This is a genomic window from Streptomyces sp. NPDC101166 (genome assembly GCF_044768125.1).
GTDB lineage: Bacteria > Actinomycetota > Actinomycetes > Streptomycetales > Streptomycetaceae > Streptomyces.
Window position 1 is genome coordinate 1 of the sequence record NZ_JBIWPF010000264.1, and the last position, 1,129, is coordinate 1,129.

General features: G+C 72.5%; 1 protein-coding gene and 1 pseudogene. Both read right to left on the reverse strand.

Going from position 1 to position 1,129, the window contains the following annotated elements:
* On the reverse strand, window positions 1-912 hold a 912-nt coding region (locus ACIRS4_RS38245; RefSeq protein ID WP_404204888.1), incomplete at its 3' end, for a UDP-glucose dehydrogenase family protein.
* Window positions 909-1,129 (reverse strand): annotated as a pseudogene (locus ACIRS4_RS38250) (hypothetical protein); the annotation flags it as partial. The pseudogene ACIRS4_RS38250 and the gene ACIRS4_RS38245, both read right to left, overlap by 4 nt.

Consider the following 1,129-nt stretch of genomic DNA (forward strand, 5'->3'; position numbering starts at 1 on the left):
CACCACCCGCTCGCGGCGGCGCAGGTTCACCGCGTCGACGTCGCGCAGGAACGCCACCGACTCCCCCGCGCCGAGTTCGGTCGCGCGGGCGATCAGGGCGCGCACGTCCTTCGGCAGGCAGCCGCCGCCGTAGCCCAGACCGGCGCCCAGGAACTTGCGGCCGATCCGGTCGTCGTGGCCCAGGGCGTCGGCCAGCAGGGTCACGTCCGCGCCGGTCAGATCACACAGCTCGGCCATGGCGTTGATGAACGAGATCTTGGTCGCCAGAAAGGCGTTCGCGGACACCTTGATCAGTTCCGCGGTGGGCAGGTTGGTGATCACCACCGGTGATCCCCCGGCGATGGGGGTGGCGTAGACCTGCCGCAGCGCCCATTCGGCGTCCGGGGTGGTCACGCCGAACACCAGCCGGTTCGGGTGCAGGGTGTCGTGGACGGCGTGCCCCTCGCGCAGGAACTCCGGGTTCCAGGCCAGATCCACCGAGATGCCCTCGGGAGCCAGCTCGGCGATGCGCGCGGTGAGCGCCTCGGCCGTGCCCACCGGCACCGTGGACTTGCCGACGATCAGGCAGTTGCGGGTCAGGTGCGGCACCAGGCCGTCCAGCGCGCTGTAGAGCTGCGACAGGTCCGCGGCCCCGTTCACGCCGGGCGGCGTTCCCACACAGAGGAAGTGGACGTCGGCGAACTCGGCGGCCGCGATCAGCGAGGTGCCGAAGCGCAGGCGGCCGTTGGCCACGTGCCCGGCCAGCAGGTCCGGCAGGCCGGGTTCGTGGAAGGGCACCCGCCCGGCCGACAGCGCCGCGGCCTTGGCCGGGTCGTTGTCCACGCCGAGCACGTCGAATCCGAGTTCGGCCATGCCCGCGGCGTGGGTGGCGCCCAGGTAGCCGGTGCCGATGACGGAGATGCGCAGCATCAGGATGCCTCCTTGGCAGCCGGGACCTCGCCCGGCACCGGGTCGGACCGCAGCGCCGAATCGGGCTGCGCGCGTTCCGCGATCACCTCGCGGTAGTGGCGGATGAGCAGGTCGTTGACCGCGGCCCAGGAGCGGTCGCGCACGCTGCGCACCGCGGTGGCCGCGGTCTGCTCGCGCAGCCGGTCGTCCTCGACCAGGCGGCACACCAGCGCGGTCATGG